Source organism: Microbacterium alkaliflavum, assembly GCF_044325405.1.
GTDB lineage: Bacteria > Actinomycetota > Actinomycetes > Actinomycetales > Microbacteriaceae > Microbacterium > Microbacterium alkaliflavum.
In genome coordinates, this window is record NZ_JBIQWL010000002.1 from 359,223 (window position 1) to 381,496 (window position 22,274).

A 22,274-nucleotide genomic window follows, 5' to 3' on the forward strand; every position below is an offset into this window, starting at 1 on the left:
TCCGCTCGCGGCATTCCACACCCCCTCACCATCGGGAGCAGAGCCAAAGTGCCTGGAGAGAACCTCACCCGCGCCGAGGCGCAGGAGCGCCGCGCGGTCGTCGACACGCAGTCGTACGAGATCAGCCTCAACCTGACGCAGGATGCGGAGGTCTTCGGATCCCGCACCGTCGTGCGCTTCACCGCGACACCGGGAGCCTCGACCTTCATCGACCTCATCGCGCGCGAGGTGCGCGAGATCACGCTCAACGGCCGTTCGATCGATCCCGCGACGGCCTTCGCCGACTCGCGGATCGCCCTCGACGCCCTCGAGGCGGAGAACGAGCTCGTGGTCGACGCCGACGCGCTGTACACGAACACAGGCGAAGGCCTGCACCGCTTCGTCGACCCCGTCGACGGCGAGGTCTATCTGTACTCGCAGTTCGAGGTGCCCGACTCGCGCCGCATGTTCGCGGTCTTCGAGCAGCCTGACCTCAAGGCGACGTTCCAGTTCACCGTCACGGCCCCCGAGTCGTGGAAGGTCGTCTCGAACTCGCCGACGCCCGAGCCGACCCTTCGACCGGCTCAGGGACCGAATGAAGTGGCCACCGCGACGTGGCGCTTCGAGGCCACGCCCCGCATCTCGTCGTACATCACGGCGCTCATCGCGGGCCCGTATGAGGCCACGTTCTCGGAGCTGACCAGCGCCTCGGGCCGGGTCATCCCCCTCGGCGTCTACGGCCGCAAGAGCCTCTGGCAGTTCCTCGATTCGGACTACATCTTCGACAAGACGCGTCAGGGCTTCGCGTACTTCGAGGAGAAGTTCGACTACGCCTACCCGTTCGAGAAGTACGACCAGCTGTTCGTCCCCGAGTTCAACGCCGGCGCCATGGAGAACGCGGGCGCCGTCACCTTCACGGAGACGTATGTCTTCCGTTCGAAGGTGACGGATGCCGTCAAGGAGCGTCGCGTCGTCACGATCCTGCACGAGCTCGCCCACATGTGGTTCGGCGACCTCGTCACGATGAAGTGGTGGAACGACCTCTGGCTCAACGAGTCGTTCGCCGAGTGGGCCTCGACGATCGCGACGGCCGAGGCCACGGAGTGGACCGAGGCGTGGACGACGTTCAACGCGATGGAGAAGACCTGGGCGTACCGCCAGGATCAGCTGCCCTCGACGCACCCCGTCGTCGCGACGATCAACGACCTGGAGGACGTGCAGGTCAACTTCGACGGCATCACGTACGCCAAGGGCGGCTCGGTGCTCAAGCAGCTTGCCGCGTGGGTCGGCATCGAGGCGTTCTTCGCCGGGGTCGCCGCGTACTTCAAGAAGCACGAGTTCTCCAATACCGAGCTCTCCGACCTCCTGAGCGAGCTCGAGGTCACGAGCGGCCGTGAGCTGTCGACGTGGTCGAAGAAGTGGCTCGAGACCGCGGGCGTCAACACGCTCTCCCCCGAGATCACGACGGACGGCGACGGCGTCATCACGCGCTTCGCGATCGTGCAGACTGCTCCCGCCGACTACCCCACGATCCGCCCGCACCGCCTCGGCATCGGCTTCTACAGCCTGCGCGGCGATGCGCTCGTGCGCACCCGCCGCGTCGAGCTCGATGTCGACGGCGACCTCACGGTCGTGCCCGAGCTGAAGGGCCTCGCGCGCCCCGACCTCGTGCTGCTCAACGACGAAGACCTCGCGTACGCGAAGATCCGCCTCGACGCGCGGTCGCTCGCCACGGCGATCGCGCACCTCGCCAAGATCAGCGACCCGCTCGCCCGTTCGCTCGTGTGGGGGGCGGCGTGGGACCAGACCCGGGATGCCGAGTCCTCGCCGAGCGACTACATCGACCTCGTGCTGCGCAACATCGGCTCCGAGACCGAGTCGACGACCTTCCGCACGACGCTCGGCCAGCTGCAGCTCGCCGCGAACTCGTACGTCTCGCCCGAGAAGCGCGCCGCATCGCGCGAGAAGGTCGCCGACGCACTGTGGGAGCTCGCGCAGGCGGCCGAGGCGGGCAGCGACAGCCAGCTGCAGCTCGTGACGGCCTTCGCAGGCGCCGCGTCCACCGCGGCCCAGTGGGACAAGGTGCGCCAGGTGCGCGAGGGTGAGGTGTCGTTCGACGGCCTCGAGATCGACACCGACCTGTCGTGGGCGCTGCTCGTGTCGCTCGCCGCGGGCGGCGTCGTCGGCACCGACGAGGTCGACGCGGCGCTGGCCGCCGACAACACCGCGAAGGGCGGGGAGTTCGCGGCGCAGGCACGTGCGGCGCTGCCGACACTCGAGGCGAAGCAGGCGGCGTGGTCGTCGCTCATCGACAGCGACGAGCTGCCGAATACGATCGTCCGCTCCGCGGCTATCGGCTTCACGCACCCCGCGGGTGTCGAGCTGCTCGGCGCGTTCGTCGACAAGTACTTCGACATGCTGCTCCCCGTGTGGGAGTCGCGCAGCTACCAGATCGCGCAGTACCTCATCGTGGGCCTCTACCCGGCTCCGCTCGCGAACATCGCGCTGCGCGACGCCACCCGCGCGTGGCTCGCCGCGAACGGCGACGCGGCGCCCGCGCTGCGCCGTCTCGTCAACGAGAACCTGGCCGGTGTCGAACGCGCCCTCGCGGTGCAGGAGCGCGACGCACAGTAGTGCACAGCCATGGATGCCCCGCCCAGGTTGGGCGGGGCATCCGTCGTTAGGATCGGGATGATGCGACTGGAGAACGCGGGAGGCAGCACGAGCACGTTCGATTGGGCGGAGGTCGGATCGAACATCCTCGGCTTCCTCGGAGACGTCGGGCTGACCCTGCTCTCGATCATCGCGATCATCCTCGGCGCGATGCTCCTCGCGTGGATCATGCGGCGGGTCATCGATCGCATCGTCAACCGCATCGTGTCGGGAGCCAAGGACAAGGCGAACGTCGACGACACGCAGGCGCTCGAGCGGTCGCCGCTCGCACAGGTGCGGCTCGTTCAGCGCACCCGCACGCTCGGCTCGATCCTGACCAACATCGTCAATGTCGCGATCGTCATCGTTGCGATCATCCTGGTCGTGTACCGCATCAACGCCGACATCATCGGCTCGTTCACGCTTCTGACCGCCGCGATCGGCGCGGGCCTCGGCTTCGGCGCCCAGAACATCGTGAAGGACGTGCTGAACGGCATCTTCATCGTCGCAGAAGATCAGGTGGGCATCGGCGACGTCGTCGATCTCGGGCTCGCGACGGGTGTCGTCGAATACGTGAGCGTCCGCGTGACGAATGTGCGCGATGTCAACGGCACGCTCTGGTACGTCCGCAACGGCGAGATCCTGCGCATCGGCAACATGTCGATGGGCTGGTCGCGCGTCATCATCGACCTCGCCGTGCCTGCCGACGCCGACATCGGCGACGTCGAGAACGCCATGCTCGCGGCGGCGAAGAGCCTGCGCAGCGACCCCAAGTGGCGCACGCGCATCATCGAGAACCCCGAGGTGTGGGGGCTGGAGTCGGTGTCGGGCGACGCCCTCGTCATCCGCCTCGTCATGAAGACCCGCGCCAACGCCAAGGACGACGTCGCCCGCGAGCTGCGCATGCGCTTGAAGCACGCGATCGACGAGCTCGGGCTGCAGCTGCCGCAGCTGAACTCGATCACATTGTCGGGGCTCGAGGGCGCACAGCGCGTGCGCGGCGCGAACCCGCCCAAGACGAAGCCGGTCGCGACCACGATGCCCGAGAAGCCCGTCTGGAAGCCGAAGCGCTTGGGCAAGCGCACCACGGACGCCGCGGCGGAAGACCGACCCGACGGAGAGCCGACGCCATGACAGACGGAACGGATGCCTCGCCCCTGAGCTTCTACGACGAGGTGGGCGGTCACGAGACCTTCGTGCGCCTCGTGGACGCCTTCTACCGCGGCGTCGCCGACGACGAGGTGCTGCGCCCCATGTATCCCGAGCAAGACCTCACGGGGGCCAAGCACCGCCTCGAGATGTTCCTCGAGCAGTACTGGGGCGGTCCGACCACCTACGGGCAGGAGCGCGGCCACCCGCGCCTGCGCATGCGGCACGCGCCGTTCCACGTCAATCCGGAAGCCCGCGACCGCTGGCTCCTGCATATGCGAGCCGCGGTCGACGAGCTCGGACTGCCGCCGCTGCACGAGGCGACGCTGTGGGACTATCTCCTGCGCGCCGCGCACGCCATGGTGAACACGTTCGAGCCGACGGGCATCGGGCCCAGCGCGGGCGGTCGCGCGGCATCCTCTCTTCCTCTCACTCCGCAACAGCCCGACTGAACCCGATCCGACGACGAAGGAGTCGCCATGTCCCCCGCCACCCCGATCGCCACGGACGTTCTCGTCATCGGCTGGGGCCTGTCCGGCCTCGTCGCCGCGAGTGAAGCCGCCGCGGCCGGCAAGAAGGTCGTCATCGTCGACCAGGAGCCACGGTCCAACCTCGGCGGGCAGGCGTGGTGGTCGTTCGGCGGCCTCTTCTTCGTCGACTCCCCCGAGCAGCGACGCATGGGCGTCAAGGACTCGCTCGATCTCGCACGGCAGGACTGGTTCGGCAACGCCGCCTTCGACCGGGAGGAGGATGCCTGGCCCCGGCGCTGGGCCGAGGCCTACCTGCAGTTCGCGGCAGGCGAGAAGCGCTCCTGGCTGCGGGAGAAGGGCGTCGGCTTCTTCCCCGTCGTCGGATGGGCCGAGCGCGGCGGATACGGGGCGATGGGTCCCGGCAACTCCGTGCCCCGCTTCCACATCACGTGGGGCACGGGCCCCGGTATCGTCGCGCCGTTCCAGGCGACCGTGGAGGCCGCTGAGGCGACCGGACGCGTCACGATCCTCCCCCGCCACCGTGTGACGGCCCTCGTCGCGGCTGACGGCGCCGTGACGGGCGCCTCGGGTGACGTCCTCGCGCCCTCCGGCGCGGTGCGCGGAGCCGCGAGCTCGAGGGAGGTCGTCGGCTCGTTCGAGATCACGGCGGGAGCGACGATCGTGACGTCGGGCGGCATCGGCGGCAACCACGACCTCGTGCGGGCGATGTGGCCTTCACGCCTCGGAACGGCGCCCGCGACGATGGTGACCGGCGTGCCGGCCTACGTCGACGGCTCGATGCTGCCGGTCGTGGAATCCGCCGGCGCCCGCCTCATCAACGGCGATCGCATGTGGCACTACGTGGAGGGGATCCAGAACTGGAATCCCGTGTGGCCGGATCACGGCATCCGGATCCTTCCGGGCCCCTCGTCGCTGTGGCTCGACGCGACCGGCAGCCGCCTCCCCGTTCCGCTGTATCCGGGTTTCGACACGCTCGGCACCCTCGCCCACCTGCGTGCGACGGGCCACGACCACTCGTGGTTCGTGCTGTCGCACAAGATCGTCGAAAAGGAGTTCACGCTCTCGGGCAGCGAGCAGAACCCCGACCTCACCGGCAAGGACGTGCCGCTGCTGGTGAAGTCGCGGCTCGGCAAGGGCGCTGCCGGCCCCGTGCAGGCGTTCCTCGACCACGGCGCCGACTTCGTCGTGCGCGAGAACCTCGACGACCTCATCGCCGGCATGAAGGCCCTTCCCGGCGGCGAGGTGCTCGACGGGGAGCGCGTCAGGCTGGAGCTCGAAGCGCGCGACCGCGAGATCGACAACGACTTCACGAAGGACGCGCAGATCGCGATGCTGCGCTCGGCGCGCTCCTACCGTGGCGACCGGCTCGTGCGCACGGCTCCCCCGCACCGCATCCTCGACCCCGCGGCAGGCCCGCTCATCGCCGTCAAGCTGCACGTGCTGACGCGCAAGTCGCTCGGCGGCATCGAGACCGACCTCTCCGCCCGGGCCCTCGCGGCGGGCGGCGAACCCGTCCGCGGCCTGTACGCCGCGGGCGAGGCGAGCGGCTTCGGCGGGGGCGGCGTGCACGGCTATCGCGCACTCGAGGGCACGTTCGTCGGTGGATGCCTCTTCTCGGGCCGGATCGCGGGCCGCGCCGCGGCGGCCGCCGTCTGACGGCTAAAGCCATCTCCTGGAGCGGAACACGAGGTACAGCACGACGGCAGAGGCGATCATGAGCAGGAGCGCGAAGAGGAACCCGCCTCCCCAGGCGGTGCCCGGCATCGCCTTGAAGTTCATGCCGTAGATCGCCGCCACGAGCGACGGCGCGAAGATGATCGCCGCCCAGCCCGAGATCTTCTTCGCCTGCTCGCTCTGTGCGACGCTCGCCTCGGTGAGGGTGCGCATCTCGTCGTTCTGCTGCTGCGCGACGAGCGTCGTATGGGTCATGAGGGCGTTGGAGAGCGTCTGGCGGAACTCGTCGGCCTTCTCCGTGATGGAGATGACGTGGTCGAGCACGTCGCGGAAGGATCGGCGCAGTTCGAGCGCGTGCGGGTCCGCGACGTAGTCGCCTTCGAGATCTTCGCGCAGAGTCGCGAGCATCTTGACGAGCGGGCGAATGGCGCGCTGCAGGTCCATGACCTCGCCGGACAGGTCGTAGATGCGCCGGGCGACGGCCCGATCGCCCGAGAAGAGCTGGAACTCGATCTCGTCGATGTCGTTCTCGAGCCCCGCGATGACCGGCCCGTACTCGTCTACCACCTGATCGACGATCGCGTAGAGCACGCCGAGCGGCCCCCGCTCGAGAAGCTCGGGGGCGCTCTCCAGGCGTGCCCGCACCTTCGCCAGGTTGGGCGACTCGGCATGGCGGATCGCGATCACGAAGTTCGGGCCGACGAAGACATGCACCTCGCCGAACTCGACCGACTCGTCGGCGTCGAGGTAGCGGGCGGGCCGGAGGACGACGAACCGCGTGTCGCCGTACCGGTCGAGCTTCGCGCGCTGGTGGCCGTTGAGCGCGTCCTCGACGGCCAGCTCGTGCAGGTCGAACTCGGCCGCCGCGAGCGCGAGCTCATCGACCTCGGGGCGGTAGAGCCCGATCCAGGCGAAGCCGCCGCACTCCTCGAGCGCCTTGAGCGTGCCGGCGAGACTCGCGGGACTCGCCACCCGGCGACCCTCGACGTAGATCGCGTCGTCGATCAGTGTCACGTCGCCAGTCTCGCACTCGGGGACCGCTTGTGCTCCCCCTCTGGCGAGCGTCGCGCTGCCCGGTGCGGGCTCTTCGCTCAGAGCCAGTTGCGCGACTTGAAGACGCGATAGAGCACGAACGCGAACACGACCATCGTCAGCAGGGCGAGCGGATAGCCCCAGGTCCATGCCAACTCGGGCATATGGGCGAAGTTCATGCCATAGATGCCCGTGATCAGCGACGGCGCGAACAGGATCGCCGCCCAGCTCGAGATGCGCTTGGTCTGCTCCGACTGCGCGAGGCTCGTCTCGTTCTGACGCTGCGCGACCAGCGTCGCATGGACGGTCAGCGCGTTCTGAAGCGTGTGGCGGAACTCCTCGATCTTCTCGACCATCTGGATCACGTGGTCCTGGATGTCGCGGAACGAGCGCCGCAGCTCGAGGATCTCCGGATCGTCGCCGTACGATTCCTCGAGGTCGTCGCGCAGGCTCGCGATCATCGTGGTGAGCGGGCGCACCGCCCGGAGGAACTCCATGACCTCGCCGGACAGGTCGTAGATCCGTCTCGTGACGGCGGGGTCGCCCGTGAACAGCTGCACCTCGATCTCGTCGATGTCGTTCTGCAGGCCGATCACGACCGGCTCGTAGTCGTCGACGATGCGGTCGAGGATTGCGTAGAGCACGGCGAGCGGACCGCGCTGAAGCAGCTCGGGGGCGCTCTCGAGGCGATGGCGGACGAGCGCGAGGTTGGGCGCCTCGGCGTGGCGGATCGCCACGACGAAGCCGGCGCCCACGAAGACCTCGACCTCGCCGAATTCGACCGTCTCGGCCGCGTCGACATAGCGCGCAGCACGCAGCACGACGAACAGCGTGTCGCCATAGCGCTCGAGCTTCGCGCGCTGATGCCCGAGAAGGGCGTCCTCGATGGCGAGCGGATGCAGCTCGAACTCCGCGGCGATGATGTTGAGCTGCACGGGCTCGGGGCGGTACAGCCCGATCCACGCGAAGCCGCCGTGCTCCGTGAGCGACTCCGAGGTGCGAGCGAGGGTCTGGGGGGACGCGACGCGGCGTCCGTCCACGTAGATCGCGTTGTCGATCACTGCCACCGGCACAGTCTGACAGCACCGGGGTGTCGTCTTCAGCCGGATGACCCCGTTCGGCGGACCGCCGTGAGTCCGGTGCGCACCGGGCCGCGCACGAGGATGTGTCCCCGGTTCAGCGTGACCCGGGTCCAGGGCCCCGACGAGAGCACACGTGCATCCTCCTCGCCGACGATGAACCCGAGGGCGAAGGCGGCGAAGGCCGTGCCGAGCGGAAGGCCGTGAAGCAGATCGTCGGGCGTCCCCCAGACTGTGGCGCGCACCGCCCGCACGACGTCTTCACCGGGGTCGGCGGGCATCGCCTCCGCGACGGACGCGATGCCGTACTGCGCGCGCGAGGCGAGGTCGGAGGCCGGGATGCTGCCGACGGGCTCCCAGCCGCTGCGCGGCGGTGCGATTCCGGCCCAGGCCGGCGAGAGACCCGTCTCCGGCAGTTCGACGGCGCGCGGATCGTCGCCCGCCTTGGCGAGCACCTTCGCGTCGACGACGATGTCGCAGACGAGCTCGGGATCGACAGGGAGCGCGCGCAGCGCGAGCACGGTCGGAGTGCTGTCCAGCAGGCCGCGCGGAGCGAGCGGCGCCGATGTCATCGCGAGCGTGCCGCCCGCGGCCTGCAGTCTCACGCCGCCGTCGCCGAGCGCAGCCGTCCGTCCGGCGAAGGTCAGCGCATCGGCGGCGGCATCGGAATCGGGGAAGAGAAGGCGCTGCGACATCCGCCCTAAACTACCAAGCGTTGCGGGACCGCCTCCCGCCTCGAGAGGGAGGATGCCGTGACCGACGCCGCGCAACCGGACGAGGCCCCCCTGGACCGAGACCCCGTCGAGGCCCTGCTCGCGGTGCTCGACCTCGCAGGCTCCAGCGCGCGCACGACGGAGGACATCTTCACGGGCGTCTCGCAGCCGATGCCGCTCGGGCGTGTGTACGGCGGCCAGGTGCTCGCTCAGTCGATCGTCGCGGCGGAGCGGACGATCCCGGAGGGCCGCATCCCGCATTCGATGCACGGGTACTTCCTCCGCCCCGGCGATTCGTCGAAGGGCATCACCTTCGCTGTCGACCGGATCCACGACGGACGCTCGTTCTCGACGCGGCGCACGCAGGCGTTCCAGGAGGGCGTGCCGATCTTCTCGATGATCTCGTCGTTCCAGGACGAGGATCCCGGCGTCGAGCATCAGCAGCCGGCGCCCGAGGGCATCCCCGGTCCCGAGGAGCTGCCCGACCTGGAGGACCACCTCACGGGTCTGCACCCGATGTCGAAGCGACTCTTCCTGGACCGGCCGGTCGACCTCCGGCACGTGCCGTCGCCGATCTACGTCGTGGTGGAGGGCGAGCAGGTGCCTCGCCAGGCGGTCTGGATGCGCTCACGCGGCCCGCTCCCGGACGACCCCGCCGTGCACCGCGCGGCGCTCGCGTACGTGAGCGACCTCACGATCCAGGAGTCGATCCTGCGTGCGCACGGCGTGCCGTGGGCGACGCCCGGGCTCAAGGTCGCGAGCCTCGACCACGCCATGTGGTGGCATCGCCCAGGGCGCATCGACGACTGGCTGCTGTATGTCCAGGAGTCGCCCAGCGCCCGCGGCGGTCGCGGGCTCGCGACCGGGCGGATCTACTCGCGCGACGGCGCGCTCGTGGCGAGCGTCGCGCAGGAGATCATGGTTCGGGTTCCGGGCTGACCCGATGCCGTCCGCTCAGCGACGGTGTGCGTACACGATCGGGTCGCCCTGGTACGGCGTCCACGCGGCCCGCTCCTCGGGGGTGAGCCGTAGCGGACGGCCGGTGGCGGCATCCACCTTCACGACAACCGTCGTGGCACGCGCATAGGTCGTCTGCCGACCCGCGTCGGCCATCTCACGCGGACTGCACACCTCGTAGCAGACCTCGATGCTCGAGCCGCCCAGCTTGCCGAACCACATCTGCACGTCGAGCGGGAACCGCTGATACGGCACAGGCGCGAGGTATTCGATCTCCTGGCGCGCGATGAGCGTCAGGATGCCGCTGTGCAGCCCCGAGTCGAGCACCGCCGTCGACGGCGCCTCCTCACCCGGCTCGGGCTGCCAGAAGGCGCGCACGCGCGCCTCCTCGAGGAGCTTGAGCATCGACGTGTTGTTGACGTGGTTGAAGGCGTCGAGGTCGCCCCACCGGAGCGGGATCGGGATGTGGAGGCGCGCACCGCCGGGTGTCGCCTCCACACTCGCGATCGATTCGTCAGTCACGTGCTCGTGTCAATCGCGCGTCAGCTTGCGGTATGCGGTGCGGTGCGGCCGCGCCGCCTCCACTCCGAGACGCTGGATCTTGTTCTCCTCGTACGCCTCGAAATTGCCCTCGAACCAGTACCACTGGTCGGGGTCTTCGTCGGTGCCTTCGTAGGCGAGGATGTGCGTCGCGATGCGGTCGAGGAACCACCGGTCGTGGGTGATGACGACGGCGCAGCCGGGGAACTCGAGGAGTGCGTTCTCGAGCGACTGCAGGGTCTCGACGTCGAGGTCGTTCGTCGGCTCGTCGAGGAGCAGCAGATTGCCGCCCTCCTTGAGCGTCAGCGCGAGGTTGAGCCGGTTGCGCTCACCGCCCGACAGCACGCCGGCCTTCTTCTGCTGATCGGGCCCCTTGAACCCGAACTTCGACACATAGGCGCGCGACGGGATCTCGACCTTGCCGACCTGGATGAAGTCGAGTCCATCGGAGACGACCTCCCACAGTGTCTTGCTCGGGTCGATGTTCGCCCGCGACTGGTCGACGTAGCTGATCTTGACGGTCTCGCCGATCTTCAGATCTCCGCCGTCGAGGGGCTCGAGGCCGACGATCGTCTTGAACAGCGTCGTCTTTCCGACGCCGTTGGGACCGATGACGCCGACGATGCCGTTGGGGGGAAGGCTGAAGCTGAGGCCATCGATGAGCGAGCGACCGTCGAAGCCCTTCTGCAGCTTCTTGGCGTCGATGACGATGCTGCCCAGGCGCGGCCCCGGCGGGATCTGGATCTCCTCGAAGTCGAGCTTCCGCGTCCGGTCGGCCTCCGCCGCCATTTCTTCGTACCGGGCGAGGCGCGCCTTCGACTTGGCCTGACGGCCCTTCTGATTCGAGCGCACCCACTCGAGTTCGTCGGCGAGACGCTTGGCCAGCTTGGCGTCCTTCTTGCCCTGCACGGCAAGTCGTTCGGCCTTCTTCTGGAGGTAGGTCGAGTAGTTGCCCTCGTACGGGATGAGGCGCCCGCGGTCGACCTCGGCGATCCATTCGGCGACATTGTCGAGGAAGTACCGGTCGTGTGTGATCGCGATGACGGCGCCTGCGTACTTCTGGAGATGCTGCTCGAGCCACAGCACGCTCTCGGCGTCGAGGTGGTTGGTCGGCTCGTCGAGGAGTAGGAGGTCAGGCTTCTGCAGGAGGAGCTTTGCGAGGGCGACGCGACGGCGCTCACCACCGGAGAGGTTCGACACGGATGCGTCGCCGGGCGGCGTGCGCAGAGCGTCCATCGCCTGGTCCAGCTGGGAGTCGATATCCCACGCGTCGGCGGCGTCGATCTCCTCCTGCAGCACACCCATCTCCGCCAGCAGCGCGTCGAAGTCCGCATCGGGGTCGGCCATGAGGGCGGAGATCTCGTTGAAGCGGTCGAGCTTCGCCTTGATCGCGACGCCGTCCTGGATGTTCTCCAGGACCGTCTTGGAATCATCGAGCTCGGGTTCCTGCATCAGGATGCCGACGCTGAAGCCCGGCGAGAGCTTCGCCTCGCCGTTGGACGGCGTGTCGAGCCCCGCCATGATCTTGATGATCGTCGACTTGCCGGCGCCGTTCGGGCCGACCATGCCGATCTTCGCACCCGGGAGGAACGACATCGTGACGTCGTCGAGGATCAGCTTCTCGCCCACCGCTTTGCGGGCCCGGACCATGGAGTAGATGTACTCAGCCATAACCGGTCCAGTCTACGGGGGGACGTGCGCACCACCGCGCGGCGGGGCCCCTCCCGCACCGCCCGGGGAGTCGGTCCGTCGCCGTCGATGGTGTCAGGCACGCGCTGGCGGGTGTCGGCTACCAGTCGATGGGCCTCGGCTCCTCATCGATGGGCCTCGACTACCAGTCGATTGGTCGCGTCTGTCCGATGAGGCACGCCCCGTCACCCACGACGGGGAGCACGACGCTCACGGGATCGCCGGTCGCGGGGCCGACCTGCCCGACGAGGCACTCCCCCGCCCAGAGCACTGAGAACTGGATGCTCTCGGCGCGGTTGCCGACGGTGGACTCGTCGTTGGTCACCTGCATCGTGCTCTTGTCGAATCCGGCCGCCACCAGAGCGTCGATGTAGGCGCGTCCGGACGCCTGGTCGGGACCTGCCCAGACGCTTGCCACGATCGACGCGAAGAACGGGAGGTTGTCCTGCGCCGAGCCGTCGGGATGGAAGACCGGGGCGGCAGGCGGCGTCGGCTCCGGTGTCGAGGTAGCTGCCGGCGACGCGGATGCCGTCGGCGTCGCGGCAGCAGTGGAGCTCGGCCCGTCGGTCCCAGGCACGGTGCAGCCGGCCAGCAGCCCGGCGCCGAGCGCCATCGCCGCGGCGCTCACCGCCACCCGGCTCCTGTGCGCTCGGGCTCGGGCGGGCTCGGAGCGGCGGGACACGCTGAGAGTCTATGGGTGCCGCCCCGAGCAGTCGCCGTGAGCCTCAGAAGGGGGTGTCGCCCGATTCGGCGCCGGACGTCGACGGGCCGTCGCCGATCATCGCGCCCACGAGAACCGGCTCATCCGCCGGGTCGGCACCCGGTACCGCCCAGCCGTCGGCGATCGTCGTGACGGGCCATTCCGTCACCGCCGCGGGGCCGGGCACGGCGTCGGAGCCCGTCATCGTCGCCGTCGTGTCCTTCTCGAAGCGCGAGACGCCGAATCGGAGGTCGTGCCCGATCGCGTCCACGTCGATCTCGGCGCTCAGGCCCTTCTTCGTGCCGGTCTCCCACTCGCGCAGTCGCAGCCTGCCGGTGAGGATGACGCGGTCGCCCTTGCTGAGCGACCGGAAGGCGTGTTCCGCGAGCCCGCGGAAGGCCGAGACGGAGAACCAGTTGGTGCCGGCGTCGACCCAGCTGTTGGTGGTGCGGTCGAAGCGCCGCTGACCACTCGCCACGCGGAAGGTCGTGACCGGCACACCGCTCGGGGTGCGGCGCTGCTCGGGCTCCGTGGCGATGTTGCCGGTGATCGTGATGGTGTCGGTCATTTCGATTCCTCTCTCGCGGCCGGGTCCGTCCCGGCAGCGCCGGCGCTCGAGTGCCCGTTCGAGCGCCGGCGCCCTTTCAGAGTGAGGGGTGGGCATCCGACGCGACCGGAGATGGTGCGTGTCTGGGGACAGCCGGCTTCAGAGGGCGCCTGGGGAGGAGCGGCCGAGCCTGCGGGCGAGTCCGATGTCGGAGGTCGTACATATCTTCTAATCATCGAAGGAGGATTCCTCATGACGACTCTCACCGACGACCTGACGACCCAGGCGCCTGCGCTCCAGGCCGGCACACCCGTACGCCTCGCAGCGGCTGCTCCCGGCCTCTGGCGCGTGCTCGACGCGCGGGGGCTCATCATCGGCCATCTCGAGTCCCTCCGACTGCGCCAGGGGGTCCGATATCGCGCGAGACGCTTCCACTCCGCCTCGCGCACCTTCCGCGATCTCGGCGACTTCTGGTCGCCCGACGACGCGGTCGACTGCCTCAGGTTCGCGAGATGAAGGACGCGTTCGTCAGACGACGGCCTCCAGCTGATCGGCGGCGACGACGGGGGCGCCCGCGCGTACGCGCGGCCAGCTCTCCGCGAGGATCGCGACGGCGCGCTCGAGCTCGTCCGCGGGCGCCGTGAACGGGAGGCGGAGGTGGCGGTCGTGGCCGCCCTCCACCGAGAAGCGCGGGCCGGCAGAGAGGAGGAGCCCGTTGGCGCGGGCGTCCATCACGAGGCCCGAGCTGAGCGGTGCGTCGAGCTCGATCCAGAACGACACGCCACCCTGCGCGTGCGGCACCGACCACTCGGGGATCATCCGGCCGAGTGCGAGCGTGGCGGCATCGCGACCGGAGCGCAGGAGGTGCGCGCGCTGATGCGCGATGGCCGCGAAGTCCGGAAGGAGACGCGCTGCGACGGCCTGCTCGAATTCGGGCGTGCCGAGATCATGGGTGGACCGCGCCGCCACGAGTCTGCGCACGAGCTCGCCCGTCGCGCGCACCCAGCCGACGCGGAGCCCGCCCCAGACGGTCTTCCCCAGCGATCCGATCCTCACGACGGTTCCCGGTTCACCGTGCTCGAATCCCGGGTCGACGGGGCCGCGGTCGATGTCGAGGTCCGAGGTCGTCTCGTCGAGGATCAGCACCGACCCCGAGCGTTCCGCGGCGGCGAGGATCGTCGAGCGCTCGTCGGCTGTCATGGAGCGGCCGGTGGGGTTCTGGAAGTCGGGCATGAGATAGGCCGCGACGGGAAGCGTGCGCGCGAATGCCTGCTCGGCGCGATCGACATCCCACCCGTCGGCGGTCGTGACGGGCACTCCGACGAGGCGGGCGCCGGCCCGACGGAAGGCGTCTGCGGCATGGGGATAGGTGGGCGTCTCGATGAGCACGCGGTCCCCGCGGCCGAGAAGCACCGACGCGAGGAGGTGGATCGCCGATTGCGCACCGGTGGTGACGAGGATCTCAGTCGGATCGGTGGGGATTCCGCGGCGGCGATAGTGCGCCGCGATCGCCTCACGGAGCTCGAGCCTTCCGAAGATCTCATACCCCGGGCGCGAGACCAGTGCCGCCGCCTCGGCGGCGACCTCGCTCATCACGCCGGCCAGACCGGGCCACGCGGGTGGACTGGCCTGCTGGAGGTCGATCGCCCCCTCCGGCGACAGGGCCCTGCCCGGGTCCCGCCGACGCAGGGGAAGCGTCATGCTCCCCGATCCGCGCACGCTCTCGATGTGCCCGGTGTCGCGCAGACTGGCGTACGCGGCGGCGACCGTGCTCCTGCTGATATGCAGCGCCGCAGCGAGCTCGCGCTCGGCCGGGAGCGCTGTACGAGGGGCGATCCGATTGTCGAGGCAGAGCAGGCGGATGCCATCGGCGAGTGCCTCGTACGCGGGTTCCCTCGTGCGCCAGCCGCCGAGGGCAGCGGTGAGCGCACGTGCGGAGATGCGGGAGTCCATGAGGCCAGCTTAGTCGGATTGGACTGGATGCAGCAGTCCAATCGTGCGATTGGATTACTCCATGGCACGTCGCATCATCCAGCTCCTGATCGGACTCGTCCTCTACGGCACCGGCTGCGCCCTCACGATCGAGGCGGGACTCGGAGTCGATCCCTGGACGGTCTTCGCCGAGGGCATCTCCGTCCACACGGGCATCGGCATCGGCTGGGTGACGAACATCATCGGCTTCCTCGTGCTTCTGCTCTGGATCCCCCTGCGCCAGAAGCCCGGCATCGGCACGATCGCGAACATCCTGCTCGTGGGCACCTCGATCCAGCTCGCGCTCGGGGTCATCCCTCCGGTGTCCGGCGTCGTCGCGCAGGTCGCGATGCTCCTGGGCGGCATCCTGCTCGTCGCGATCGCGTCAGGCCTCTACATCGGCGCCCACTTCGGCCCCGGCCCCCGTGACGGACTCATGACGGGGATGCACAGCCGACTGGGATGGCCGATCTTCGCCTGCCGTGCCCTGGTCGAACTGACGGTGCTGGCCGTCGGCTGGATGCTCGGCGGCACGGTCGGGATCGGCACGGTGCTGTTCGCGGTCCTCATCGGACCGCTCGTCCACGTCGCTCTGCCGCTTCTCGACACCGAGCGGCCGTGGCGCGCGCGTGCGCGCGAGGCCGCAAGTGCGACCGCCGAGTGACGGCGGTCGCACGCGGTGGATCAGTGCTCGCGGAACTCGGGCCAGTCCGACCCCGGCTTCAGATGCGAGAACAACGCGTTCTTCGCGACCTCCATCGAGGGATACGTGCCGACCGCGGCATCCGCTCCCGCCATCTTGACGGCGTAGGAGTCCTCCGCGCTCTTCTCAATCGTCCCTACGGCACCCGCCGGTCCATACGCCACCCACAGGCGGCGCGTCTGCGTGTCGCTCATGCTGCTGCTCCTTCCCTTCCCCAGGCGATCCCGACGCTACGCCTGCCGCCCCGGGTGTTCCAGAGATTGCCAGGCGGTTCACAAATTCGACGGTCTTCGTCGGCGATTCCGAGTGATCGGCTACGACCGGTAGCCTGATACCACCCATCCCTCCGTAGCTCAGGGGACAGAGCGAGCGGTTTCTACCCGCCAGGTCGGGGGTTCGAATCCTCCCGGAGGGGCTCTTGTGATGTCTCAGGACATCGTGAACGACTGAACCCCCGGAGGCGGGGGTTCAGTCGTTTTTGCGTTGGTAGCTGTGGGTGGGGTCGAGGGTGTATTCGGCGAGGATTTCGCCGGTGTCGGTGGTGATGACGGTGGCGTGGTTGTTGTGGATGAGCAGATGATCTCGAGTCGGGTGTGGGCTCTGCCGATGCCGAGGTGGAGCATGCGTCCGGAGTGGCGGAGGCTGATCTTCCCGTCGCGGTCGATGGTGTCGTAGCGGACCCGCCAGATGCTGGGGTCGTCGGGTGGGGTCGGGGTGGCTTTCGGGATCAGCTGGTAGGCAAGGGCGGGGGTGCGGCGGCCGATGCCGCGGTGTAGGCGGGTGTGGTTGTAGTAGTCGCGGAACGCGTCCAGGGTGGCTTGCAGCTCGAGAAGTGATCCAGCGGGGCGGGTGGCGAGGTGCTTCTTCAGGGTCTGCCAGAACCGTTCGATCTTTCCTTGGGTGGTGGGTTTGAACGGTTTGCCGTTTTTCTGGGTGATGCCCAGCTCGGCCAGCAGGGTCTCGAAGCCGTTCCCGGCGCCGTCGCCGCGGCCACGCCCGCCGCGGGCCAGTCGGGTGGTGTAGACCATGCCGTTGTCGGTCAGGGTCGCGGCCGGGTAGCCGTGTGTTTGCGCGGCGTGGGTGAAGGTGTCGGTCACGGTGCGGCCGGTGACGCGGCGGTGCGCGGTCAGGTGCAGCAGGTAGCGGGAGTGGTCGTCGAGCCAGCCGATCACCTCGGTCTCATCGCCGGTGCTGAGGGTGACGTGGGTGAAGTCGGACTGCCAGAGCTCGTTGGGACGGTCCGCGGTGAACCGGTGCCAGGAGGAGCGGGGTCGTTTCTGCGGCTGCCGGGTCACGACGCCGGCGGTGATGAGGATGCGCCAGATGGTGGCGCGGGAGATGGTGACCTGTTCCCGGGCGAGCATCTCCATGATCGTGTCGGCGCCGGCGTCGAGGCCGTCGCGGACGAGTTGGTCGCGGAGGGCGAGGATCCGATCGCGCACGTGCGGCGGGGTGCGGTTCGGGCTTGTGCGTGGGCGCCGGGATCGGGGCTCGAACGCCGCGTCACCCTCCTCGAGCCAGCGATGGTGCAGCTTGTGCACGAGCGTCTTGGAGACCCCGTACCGGGCCGCGACCTGCGCGTAGGAGAGCGATTGGACGGTGACGGCTTTGATCAGCACCTCGTACTTGGCCACCGTTCACGATGTCTTGAGACATCCCAGGTCCCGCCAGGAAACCGTTCACCATGTCCCGAGACACCCGTTCACGATGTCCTGAGACCACACACCCCCGGAGGGGCTCTCCGCTCAGCGTCGGCGCCCAACATTAGGATGGCCTCATGGTGGGCGCCTCCGAGAACGACCGGCTGGTCTGGATCGACTGTGAGATGACGGGCCTCGATCTCGACCTCGACGAACTCGTGGAGATCGCCGTCGTCGTGACCGACTTCGAGCTCAGACCTCTCGATCCGGGATTCCAGATCGTCATCAGACCCGACGACTCCGCACTCGCGCATATGAGCGAGTTCGTGCGGGCGATGCACGAGAAGTCGGGTCTCATCAACGAGATCCCGCACGGTGTCAGCACAGCCGACGCCGAATTCCAGGCGCTGGAGTACATTCAGCGGTTCGTGCCGCAGGAGGGCAAGGCTCCGCTCGCCGGGAACACGATCGGCACCGACCGCATGTTCCTCGCGAAGTACATGCCGCGCATCGACCACTGGCTGCACTACCGCAACGTCGATGTGTCGAGCATCAAGGAGCTGTCGCGGCGCTGGTATCCCCGCGCCTACATCCACGCCCCCACGAAGGGCGGCGGCCACCGCGCCCTCGCCGACATCCGCGAGTCGATCCGCGAGCTCGCCTACTACCGTCAGGCCGTGTTCGTTCCGGAGCCCGGGCCCACGAGCGACGGCGCGCGCGCAGCCGCAGCCTCCGTCGTGTCAACGTTCGCTCCCGAGGTGTGAGAGAATCGTCTGGTTGCCCGCTTTCGCGGGAGACATGGTGGGTATAGCTCAGTTGGTAGAGCACCTGGTTGTGGTCCAGGGGGTCGCGGGTTCAAGTCCCGTTACTCACCCCAAGTCGAATCAAGTCCTTCGGTGGATGTGTTCGTGACACTCGAGATCGGTATCGAGGCGTTCGAGGCGCTCGTCGTCGAAGAGCTCGACCTCCTGCCCGACGACATGGTGGACGGGCTCGACAACGTCGTGTTCGTCGTCGAGGATCGCCCGGAAGACGGGAGTCTCGACCTGTTCGGGCTCTACGACGGCTGGGCGCTGACCGAGCGGGACCGCTACGGCGTGGGCGAGCTGCCCGATCGGATCATCGTGTACCGCGAGCCGCATCTCGCCGCCTGCGAGACGGAAGAGGAGCTCCGCGACGAGCTGCACACGACGCTCGTTCATGAGATCGCGCATTTCTACGGGATCGACGACGAGCGGCTGCACGAGCTGGGCTGGGCCTGACATGGTCGCCGCGATCGCCCCCGACACCCGCGAGGACACCCACCTCGACGTGACACTCGACCCTTTGCGGCCGTGGCAGACGGTCGTCTGGAACGACCCCGTGAATCTCATGAGCTACGTCGTGCATGTCTTCAGGGAGTACTTCGGGTTCGAGCGATCCGAGGCCGAGCGGCTCATGCTCGCGGTGCACCACGAGGGGCACGCCGTCGTCGCCGAAGGTGCGCGCGAGCAGATGGAGCTGCATGTCAGAGCCATGCACGACTCCGGACTCTGGGCGACAGTGAGGCAGGCCCCGCAATGACCCCGCGCATCGTCATCCTGGAACTCACGAAGATCGAGGCCATGCACCTCGCCGGTCTCGTGACCCAATTCACCGAACTCCTGGAGGAATCGGCGGGAGAGTCGCGGCCCTCTGATCCGGCCGTCGAGCGACTCGTACCCGACGCGTACGGCGATGACTCCGAGGCCTCCGAGGAGTTCCGTTCCCTCACGCAGCGCGAGCTCCTCGAGCGACGGTCGATGGATGCCGCGACCGTGCTGGCCGACCTGCACGACGTGGTGGGCCTCGATGCCGACGACATCGTCCCGGAGGCGCTCGAGTCGACGGGAAGCATCCGCCTCGACGCCGAAGGCCTTCAGGCGTGGCTCCGGACCCTCGCGGCTGTGCGACTCGTCCTCGCCTCGCGGCTGGGCATCAGCGACGAGCACGACCACGTCGACGACGACCCGCGCTTCGGCATCTACGACTGGCTGGGGTATCGACTCGAAGGTCTCGTCACGGCCGCCGACGACAGCCTCTGAGCACCGCGCCTACGGCACCTCGAAGACGTGCGTCGCGTGGCGGCGCGGGTCGTCGCGTGAGAGATGCCGCTCCTCCTGCTCGGCCCACTGGTCCCAGTGCGGCCGATACGTCTCGCCGTCGCGCAGCAGCGCTCTTCGCTTGCGGGAGACGAGCGGCGATTCCAGCCACACCCGCACATCGCCGAGTCGTTCGGTCGATTCGGTGAGCAGCCCCACACCCTCGACGATGAGCGGAAGCGCGGGGTCGACGGCATGCGTCTCGGCGTACTCCGAGGCATCCCAATCCCACCTCTGCCACAGCCCGAGGACGCCGCGACCGTGCGGGACGAGCACGAGAGCGCGTGCGGTCTCGGCGCCGTCGGCCAGTCCGTCCCAGCCGGGATAGAGATTGTCGAGCGCCACGAGCTGCACGCGACCGCGAAGCGGCCAGCGGGCGACGAGCTCTCGGGCCAGGCTCGTCTTGCCGGCCCCGCTGCGCCCGTCGATGAGCACGACGGGGTTGGTCACACCGAGGCGTGTGACGGCTTCGACGATGCGCGTCGCCGCGACGTCGAGGGCAGCCGAGACCGGGTCGCCGCTACTTCTTGAGGACGCGGATGACACGGCTGAGCGCTCGGCCGGCGACCCACACGAACGGGATCGCGACGGCGAGGAGCGATACCAGGTTCGGCACGAACCGCACGTCGCCGCCGCGGCGGATGTAGGAGCCCAGCGGGACGGCCCAGCCTCCGCCTCCCCCGCCGCCGTTGCCGGCATCGTCGGAGCCCCCGCCGAAGCCGGTCCAGGTGATCGCGACCGGGATGACCTGGATGCCTCCCACATCGCGCTGTTCGCCGTAGGCGCTGTTGACTCCGAAAGATGCCGACTGCTTGCCGAGCTCGAGTGCGATGTTGGGCATGTGCCCACGCTACCGGCAGGTTCCGGCGCTTGCCCAGGGCGAAGTCGCGTGTCTCAGTCGGCCGGCGGCGCCTTGGGGTGCGAGGGAAGGGAACCGCCTCCCCGCGAGGGTCCCAGCGACGTCGCGCGCGTGACGACGCCGCCGCCAAAGCGTGCGTGGGCGTCGTCGAGCGCGCTCTCGATCCGCCGCCATTCGGCGTCGTCGTCCCACAGCGTCGGCGCCTCACCCGCGACCGGGCGGAGCTTCTCGCCGCGGACGCCGACGAGCCGCACCGGAAGGGGGCGCTCGACCGCGTCGAAGAGCTCGATCGCGGCGTCGCCGATGCGCTGCCCGACCGATGTCGGCTCGGGCAGCGTCTGCGAACGGCTGATCGTCGTGAAGTCGGCGAACCGGATCTTGACGGCGATCGTCGATGCCTCCCACCCGTTCGTGCGGAGCCGGTGGCCGACGCGGTCGGCGAGGCGCCGGAGCTCCGAGCGGAGCACGACGGGGTCGTCGATGTCCCGGTGGAATGTCTCCTCGTGCCCGACGCTCTTCTCGACGCGTTCGGTGTCGACGCTGCGGGCGTCGAGCCCGCGGGCGAGGTGCCAGATGCGGTCGCCCATCGCGGCGCCGAGAGCGCGGTCGAGCACGGGTCGCGGCGTCTGCAGGATGTCGGCGACCGTGTGGATGCCGCGTGACTCGAGCGATTCCGCGGCCTTGGGGCCGACGCCCCACAGCGCCCGCGCCGGCTGAGCCGCGAGGAAGGCCGCCGTGTCGGCTCCCGCGACGATCAGCAGGCCGTCGGGCTTGGAGATCGTCGATGCCATCTTCGCGACGTGCTTGGTCGCGGCGACCCCGACACTGCAGGTGAGGGCCGTCTCTTCGAGCACGCGGCGGCGGAGCATGACGGCGATCTCGCCGGGACTCCCCCACAGCCGGCGCGCGCCGCGCACGTCGAGGAAAGCCTCGTCGATCGACAGCGGCTCGACGAGCGGCGTGAAGTCCTCGAAGATGCCCATGACCTGTCGGGAGAGCTCGACGTATCGCCCGAAGTCCGGCTGAACGACGATCGCCGTCGGGCACAGGCGCAGCGCCTGCGCCGTGCCCATCGCGGAGCGCACGCCGAACCGGCGCGCCTCGTACGACGCGCTCGAGACCACGCCGCGGCCCTCGCTGCCGCCGACGATGACCGGCTTGCCCTTCAGCGTGGGGTCGTCGAGGATCGCGACCGACGCGTAGAAGGCGTCCATGTCGACATGAAGGATGCCGGTGCCCGTGTCGTCGGCACCCTCCGGTGAGACGACACGGCCCGATCCATCACCGCGTCCCATGCGTCTATTCTCCCGCGCCGCGGACCGCGGCCCAGGCGGCTACTGGGCGGCGCGCTCCAGGATCAGCTCGCGGACGCGCGCGGCATCCGCCTGTCCCTTCATCGCCTTCATGACCGCACCGATGACGGCGCCGGCGGCCTGCACCTTGCCATCGCGGATCTTCGCGAGCACGTCGGGCTGCGCCGCCAGTGCCTCGTCGATCGCCGCGATGAGGGCGCCGTCGTCGGAGACGACCGCGAGTCCACGCGAGTCGACGACCTCCTGCGGCGTTCCCTCGCCCGCGATGACGCCTTCCAGCACCTGGCGGGCGAGCTTGTCGGTGAGCGTGCCGGCGTCGACGAGCGCCTGCAGCGCGGCCACGTCGGCCGGCGCCACGAGCTCGGCGGCGTCACGTCCCTCGGCGTTCGCGATGCGGCTGATCTCGCTCATCCACCACTTGCGGGCGGGGGGGGGGGGGGGGGGGGGGGGGGGGGGGGGGGGGGGG

24 protein-coding genes, 2 tRNA genes and 1 pseudogene are annotated in these 22,274 nt (G+C 69.1%); 13 read left to right on the top strand and 14 right to left on the bottom strand.

Translation table 11 applies throughout. The features are described from left to right. The first annotated feature begins 48 nt into the window (after nucleotides 1–48). Genes pepN through ACH3VR_RS06680 form a run of 4 tightly spaced genes read left to right on the top strand, consistent with a single transcriptional unit; the run spans nucleotide 49 to nucleotide 5,927 of the window. The gene (pepN, locus tag ACH3VR_RS06665) at nucleotides 49–2,613 is read left to right on the top strand and encodes an aminopeptidase N (protein ID WP_396639975.1); all 2,565 of its coding nucleotides are present in this window, start codon (nucleotides 49–51) and stop codon (nucleotides 2,611–2,613) included. Between the two features lie 57 nt (nucleotides 2,614–2,670). Then, nucleotides 2,671–3,765: a mechanosensitive ion channel family protein gene (locus ACH3VR_RS06670; RefSeq protein ID WP_396639976.1), complete on the top strand. Its 1,095-nt coding sequence runs from the start codon at nucleotides 2,671–2,673 to the stop codon at nucleotides 3,763–3,765. Next, entirely contained in the window at nucleotides 3,762–4,232 is a 471-nt protein-coding gene (locus tag ACH3VR_RS06675) for a globin (RefSeq protein WP_396639977.1), read from the top strand. The genes ACH3VR_RS06670 and ACH3VR_RS06675 overlap by 4 nt, the downstream gene beginning before the upstream one ends. A 27-nt stretch (nucleotides 4,233–4,259) precedes the next feature. Beyond that, nucleotides 4,260–5,927 (top strand): FAD-binding dehydrogenase, encoded by a 1,668-nt coding sequence (locus ACH3VR_RS06680; RefSeq protein ID WP_396639978.1) that lies wholly within the window; start codon nucleotides 4,260–4,262, stop codon nucleotides 5,925–5,927. 3 nt (nucleotides 5,928–5,930) lie between these two features. Here the strand turns inward: ACH3VR_RS06680 and ACH3VR_RS06685 are convergent, their stop codons facing one another. The 3 genes from ACH3VR_RS06685 to ACH3VR_RS06695 all read right to left on the bottom strand — a co-directional run bounded on the left by ACH3VR_RS06685 (nucleotide 5,931) and on the right by ACH3VR_RS06695 (nucleotide 8,751). Beyond that, nucleotides 5,931–6,959 (bottom strand): magnesium and cobalt transport protein CorA, encoded by a 1,029-nt coding sequence (locus ACH3VR_RS06685; protein WP_396639979.1) that lies wholly within the window; start codon nucleotides 6,957–6,959, stop codon nucleotides 5,931–5,933. 77 nt (nucleotides 6,960–7,036) lie between these two features. Further along, on the bottom strand, nucleotides 7,037–8,044 hold the full coding sequence (locus ACH3VR_RS06690) for a magnesium and cobalt transport protein CorA (protein ID WP_396639980.1): 1,008 nt from the start codon (nucleotides 8,042–8,044) through the stop codon (nucleotides 7,037–7,039). Between the two features lie 32 nt (nucleotides 8,045–8,076). Beyond that, a complete protein-coding gene (locus ACH3VR_RS06695) occupies nucleotides 8,077–8,751 on the bottom strand; it encodes a hypothetical protein (protein WP_396639981.1) in 675 nt (224 codons plus the stop codon). Nucleotides 8,752–8,808: 57 nt separating this feature from the next. Between ACH3VR_RS06695 and ACH3VR_RS06700 the strand changes: the two genes are divergently transcribed. After that, the gene (locus ACH3VR_RS06700; RefSeq protein ID WP_396639982.1) at nucleotides 8,809–9,708 is read left to right on the top strand and encodes an acyl-CoA thioesterase; all 900 of its coding nucleotides are present in this window, start codon (nucleotides 8,809–8,811) and stop codon (nucleotides 9,706–9,708) included. 15 nt (nucleotides 9,709–9,723) lie between these two features. Here the strand turns inward: ACH3VR_RS06700 and ACH3VR_RS06705 are convergent, their stop codons facing one another. From ACH3VR_RS06705 to ACH3VR_RS06720, 4 genes are all read right to left on the bottom strand, one after another. Then, complete coding sequence (locus ACH3VR_RS06705; RefSeq protein ID WP_396639983.1) at nucleotides 9,724–10,248, bottom strand: acyl-CoA thioesterase; 525 nt, start codon at nucleotides 10,246–10,248, stop codon at nucleotides 9,724–9,726. 9 nt (nucleotides 10,249–10,257) lie between these two features. Continuing rightward, nucleotides 10,258–11,937 (bottom strand): energy-dependent translational throttle protein EttA, encoded by a 1,680-nt coding sequence (gene ettA / locus ACH3VR_RS06710; RefSeq protein ID WP_396639984.1) that lies wholly within the window; start codon nucleotides 11,935–11,937, stop codon nucleotides 10,258–10,260. Between the two features lie 160 nt (nucleotides 11,938–12,097). Then, a complete protein-coding gene (locus ACH3VR_RS06715; protein ID WP_396639985.1) occupies nucleotides 12,098–12,589 on the bottom strand; it encodes a DUF6993 domain-containing protein in 492 nt (163 codons plus the stop codon). Between the two features lie 91 nt (nucleotides 12,590–12,680). Then, nucleotides 12,681–13,223, bottom strand: coding sequence for a single-stranded DNA-binding protein (locus tag ACH3VR_RS06720; protein WP_396639986.1), 543 nt, complete (start codon nucleotides 13,221–13,223; stop codon nucleotides 12,681–12,683). Between the two features lie 231 nt (nucleotides 13,224–13,454). Here ACH3VR_RS06720 and ACH3VR_RS06725 point away from each other — a divergent pair, with 231 nt between their 5' ends. After that, nucleotides 13,455–13,718 carry a hypothetical protein gene (locus ACH3VR_RS06725; RefSeq protein ID WP_396639987.1) on the top strand — a complete coding sequence of 88 codons (264 nt, stop codon included), beginning with the start codon at nucleotides 13,455–13,457 and terminating at the stop codon, nucleotides 13,716–13,718. A gap of 12 nt (nucleotides 13,719–13,730) precedes the next feature. Here the strand turns inward: ACH3VR_RS06725 and yczR are convergent, their stop codons facing one another. Then, a complete protein-coding gene (yczR, locus tag ACH3VR_RS06730; protein WP_396639988.1) occupies nucleotides 13,731–15,155 on the bottom strand; it encodes a MocR-like transcription factor YczR in 1,425 nt (474 codons plus the stop codon). A gap of 61 nt (nucleotides 15,156–15,216) precedes the next feature. Here yczR and yczE point away from each other — a divergent pair, with 61 nt between their 5' ends. Further along, nucleotides 15,217–15,837, top strand: coding sequence for a membrane protein YczE (yczE, locus tag ACH3VR_RS06735; RefSeq protein ID WP_396639989.1), 621 nt, complete (start codon nucleotides 15,217–15,219; stop codon nucleotides 15,835–15,837). Between the two features lie 20 nt (nucleotides 15,838–15,857). On the opposite strand, the gene ACH3VR_RS06740 is transcribed toward yczE, so the two are convergent. Beyond that, on the bottom strand, nucleotides 15,858–16,070 hold the full coding sequence (locus tag ACH3VR_RS06740; RefSeq protein WP_396639990.1) for a methyltransferase: 213 nt from the start codon (nucleotides 16,068–16,070) through the stop codon (nucleotides 15,858–15,860). Between the two features lie 148 nt (nucleotides 16,071–16,218). Between ACH3VR_RS06740 and ACH3VR_RS06745 the strand changes: the two genes are divergently transcribed. Further along, nucleotides 16,219–16,291 (top strand) — tRNA-Arg (locus ACH3VR_RS06745). Between the two features lie 13 nt (nucleotides 16,292–16,304). Here ACH3VR_RS06745 and ACH3VR_RS06750 read toward each other — a convergent pair. Beyond that, nucleotides 16,305–17,510: an IS481 family transposase gene (locus ACH3VR_RS06750; protein ID WP_396639991.1), complete on the bottom strand. Its 1,206-nt coding sequence runs from the start codon at nucleotides 17,508–17,510 to the stop codon at nucleotides 16,305–16,307. 143 nt (nucleotides 17,511–17,653) lie between these two features. Between ACH3VR_RS06750 and orn the strand changes: the two genes are divergently transcribed. The 5 genes from orn to ACH3VR_RS06775 all read left to right on the top strand — a co-directional run bounded on the left by orn (nucleotide 17,654) and on the right by ACH3VR_RS06775 (nucleotide 19,579). Beyond that, a complete protein-coding gene (gene orn / locus ACH3VR_RS06755) occupies nucleotides 17,654–18,280 on the top strand; it encodes an oligoribonuclease (protein WP_396639992.1) in 627 nt (208 codons plus the stop codon). 37 nt (nucleotides 18,281–18,317) lie between these two features. Further along, nucleotides 18,318–18,393, top strand: a tRNA-His gene (locus ACH3VR_RS06760). A gap of 31 nt (nucleotides 18,394–18,424) precedes the next feature. Beyond that, entirely contained in the window at nucleotides 18,425–18,778 is a 354-nt protein-coding gene (locus ACH3VR_RS06765) for a metallopeptidase family protein (protein WP_396639993.1), read from the top strand. A 1-nt stretch (nucleotide 18,779) separates the two neighbouring features. Beyond that, nucleotides 18,780–19,079 (top strand): ATP-dependent Clp protease adapter ClpS, encoded by a 300-nt coding sequence (clpS, locus tag ACH3VR_RS06770; protein ID WP_396639994.1) that lies wholly within the window; start codon nucleotides 18,780–18,782, stop codon nucleotides 19,077–19,079. After that, complete coding sequence (locus ACH3VR_RS06775; RefSeq protein ID WP_396639995.1) at nucleotides 19,076–19,579, top strand: DUF2017 family protein; 504 nt, start codon at nucleotides 19,076–19,078, stop codon at nucleotides 19,577–19,579. The genes clpS and ACH3VR_RS06775 overlap by 4 nt, the downstream gene beginning before the upstream one ends. 9 nt (nucleotides 19,580–19,588) lie before the next feature. Here ACH3VR_RS06775 and ACH3VR_RS06780 read toward each other — a convergent pair whose 3' ends face one another. From ACH3VR_RS06780 to ACH3VR_RS06795, 4 genes and pseudogenes are all read right to left on the bottom strand, one after another. Then, entirely contained in the window at nucleotides 19,589–20,182 is a 594-nt protein-coding gene (locus tag ACH3VR_RS06780; RefSeq protein WP_396639996.1) for a nucleoside/nucleotide kinase family protein, read from the bottom strand. After that, nucleotides 20,157–20,477: a hypothetical protein gene (locus ACH3VR_RS06785; protein ID WP_396639997.1), complete on the bottom strand. Its 321-nt coding sequence runs from the start codon at nucleotides 20,475–20,477 to the stop codon at nucleotides 20,157–20,159. Before ACH3VR_RS06785 ends, ACH3VR_RS06780 begins: the two co-directional genes overlap by 26 nt. A 53-nt stretch (nucleotides 20,478–20,530) precedes the next feature. Next, entirely contained in the window at nucleotides 20,531–21,790 is a 1,260-nt protein-coding gene (dinB, locus tag ACH3VR_RS06790; protein WP_396639998.1) for a DNA polymerase IV, read from the bottom strand. 39 nt (nucleotides 21,791–21,829) lie between these two features. Further along, nucleotides 21,830–22,274: pseudogene (locus ACH3VR_RS06795) on the bottom strand (Asp-tRNA(Asn)/Glu-tRNA(Gln) amidotransferase subunit GatB); the annotation flags it as partial.

Bases quoted from the DNA above. Each gene is read 5' to 3' on its own strand.
- ACH3VR_RS06670 (WP_396639976.1), top strand. From the start codon at position 2,671: ATGATGCGACTGGAGAACGCGGGAGGCAGCACGAGCACGTTCGATTGG.
- ACH3VR_RS06675 (WP_396639977.1), top strand. From the start codon at position 3,762: ATGACAGACGGAACGGATGCCTCGCCCCTGAGCTTCTACGACGAGGTG.
- ACH3VR_RS06680 (WP_396639978.1), top strand. From the start codon at position 4,260: ATGTCCCCCGCCACCCCGATCGCCACGGACGTTCTCGTCATCGGCTGG.
- ACH3VR_RS06695 (WP_396639981.1), bottom strand. From the start codon at position 8,751: ATGTCGCAGCGCCTTCTCTTCCCCGATTCCGATGCCGCCGCCGATGCG.
- ettA (WP_396639984.1), bottom strand. From the start codon at position 11,937: ATGGCTGAGTACATCTACTCCATGGTCCGGGCCCGCAAAGCGGTGGGC.
- ACH3VR_RS06720 (WP_396639986.1), bottom strand. From the start codon at position 13,223: ATGACCGACACCATCACGATCACCGGCAACATCGCCACGGAGCCCGAG.
- ACH3VR_RS06725 (WP_396639987.1), top strand. From the start codon at position 13,455: ATGACGACTCTCACCGACGACCTGACGACCCAGGCGCCTGCGCTCCAG.
- yczR (WP_396639988.1), bottom strand. From the start codon at position 15,155: ATGGACTCCCGCATCTCCGCACGTGCGCTCACCGCTGCCCTCGGCGGC.
- yczE (WP_396639989.1), top strand. From the start codon at position 15,217: ATGGCACGTCGCATCATCCAGCTCCTGATCGGACTCGTCCTCTACGGC.
- ACH3VR_RS06740 (WP_396639990.1), bottom strand. From the start codon at position 16,070: ATGAGCGACACGCAGACGCGCCGCCTGTGGGTGGCGTATGGACCGGCG.
- orn (WP_396639992.1), top strand. From the start codon at position 17,654: ATGGTGGGCGCCTCCGAGAACGACCGGCTGGTCTGGATCGACTGTGAG.
- clpS (WP_396639994.1), top strand. From the start codon at position 18,780: ATGGTCGCCGCGATCGCCCCCGACACCCGCGAGGACACCCACCTCGAC.
- ACH3VR_RS06775 (WP_396639995.1), top strand. From the start codon at position 19,076: ATGACCCCGCGCATCGTCATCCTGGAACTCACGAAGATCGAGGCCATG.
- ACH3VR_RS06785 (WP_396639997.1), bottom strand. From the start codon at position 20,477: ATGCCCAACATCGCACTCGAGCTCGGCAAGCAGTCGGCATCTTTCGGA.
- dinB (WP_396639998.1), bottom strand. From the start codon at position 21,790: ATGGGACGCGGTGATGGATCGGGCCGTGTCGTCTCACCGGAGGGTGCC.